The sequence below is a fragment of the Pseudomonadota bacterium genome (assembly GCA_022361155.1).
Taxonomy (GTDB): Bacteria; Myxococcota_A; Polyangia; order Polyangiales; family JAKSBK01; genus JAKSBK01.
Window position 1 is genome coordinate 1 of the sequence record JAKSBK010000134.1, and the last position, 1,601, is coordinate 1,601.

The following is a 1,601-nucleotide window of genomic DNA, read 5'->3' on the forward strand; positions in this document are numbered from 1 at the left end:
CACATCGACCGCGAACACGGAAGCCAGCTCCCTGACCCGCTCGACCACCCAGACCTTGCGGTGGTCGAAGTTGCGCCCCGAGTACCGGTCCTGCCCGCACAGGAACGCCCGCCGCACACAGCGGGATATCACATGATACCAGGGCGTCGCATCCACGCTCACCTGCTCGGCACGGGCCACCGTCATTGTGGTTCTCCTTCTAGCATCCTGCAGCGGTCGCGTCAACTTATTAAGGGTGTCCTTTTCGGGCCCGACCCCGCGACTCCTGTGCCGTCCCTCTCGGCTGGCGCCCACTTCTCGTATTGCCGACTGCGCACCGCGCTGCCGGAGGGGACCACTGCATGTACTTGACACCTGCCGCTCTATCGAGGGTCAGGTCGTTCCTTTCCTCGTTCCTCGTTCTCGTTCTCGTTCTCGCCCTTGGCGTCAGGGGCCACAATGGGACCGCCATGACGGGGTGTTCGGGTCGATGCGCTGACAGTGCGTGGTTGCGGGCACGACGCAACGGCCTTGAACACAATCCTTGCCCCAGGGGCACCAACGTTCCTGAAAACACTCCATGCCATCGGGGCATTGTGCGCCAATTTCGCACGTCAGCACACACACGCCCCCGAAGCCGTTCGCCACAATGTCTAGCAGCGATCGACAGATCACCTGGGCGCTTCCTCCAGCGGGAACGGGGCAGTCGGCAAGCGTGTTGCACAGCGGCGTTCCCACGCAGAATCTCCTGCCGAGTATCGATGAGGCCAGCGACGATGGGCCGCCGCAGCAGTCATAGGGTCGAGATTCCAAGCACGGTGGCGGGCGGGGCGCACGGACTCCGCCCTCCCCACTCCCTGAACGGTCACCACTACCAAGGCATCCGATCGCTAGGCTCGAAAAGGCTAGTGCGAAAAGTGAAACACCCCAACCCATGTCCGACCTCCCATGTTTCTGACGCTGACGGTCCAGAGGGTAATTCACGCCACGCGGGTCTGCACGTACAGCATGACACCGTTCGGTGTGGGGATCCCTTGCACTCCGCCGCACCGACTCGCCGCAGGGACTAATGACAACGCCGGCAGAACGGATCACGCCAGGTCCCGTCGCGCCACCCCGGCTTCCCATCGCTTCTGGCCACATTGCACAATAGATCCACCTTACCTTCGAACTCCACCTCGACGTCCAGGCTCTCCCCACTCGCGGGAGCCACCAAACGCGCCTCGAGCCTGCCTTTCAGCTTGCCTGCGGAATACTCCACGGTGGCCTTGCCAGAGCGCGCCCGGAACCAATCCTTGTCCAAGAAGCGCAGGTTGAACTGATTCGGCGCCACCATGACCCTCCCAACCCTGGCCGCAGACTTCGGCATCGTGAGATCGTAGACTCCATCCACGTGTAGGCCACCGGAGACGTCCCCGAGATTCAGGGCGAATCCACAACGGATCAGGCCATCCTGACCCCGACCGTCCGCCGCAAAGCTCACCTCCCCACGCGGCCCATCTCCTCGGAGACCCTCGTGCACCTTGAGCACCGCGCTCCAGCCCGGCAACTCGACGTCTCCTCCGGGCAGCCCCCGTATGCGCACCGTGCCCGGAGTATGGGCCGCAGCGCGCGCCGCAGGC

The 1,601-nt window shown here is 64.0% G+C and carries 2 protein-coding genes; both read right to left on the reverse strand.

Annotated elements, in window-relative coordinates; all coding sequences use genetic code 11:
• On the reverse strand, window positions 1–186 hold a 186-nt coding region (locus MJD61_04510; GenBank protein ID MCG8554539.1), incomplete at its 3' end, for a hypothetical protein.
• A gap of 859 nt (window positions 187–1,045) precedes the next feature.
• Window positions 1,046–1,601, reverse strand: a 556-nt coding sequence (locus MJD61_04515; protein ID MCG8554540.1) for a hypothetical protein, incomplete at its 5' end; no start/stop codon positions are given.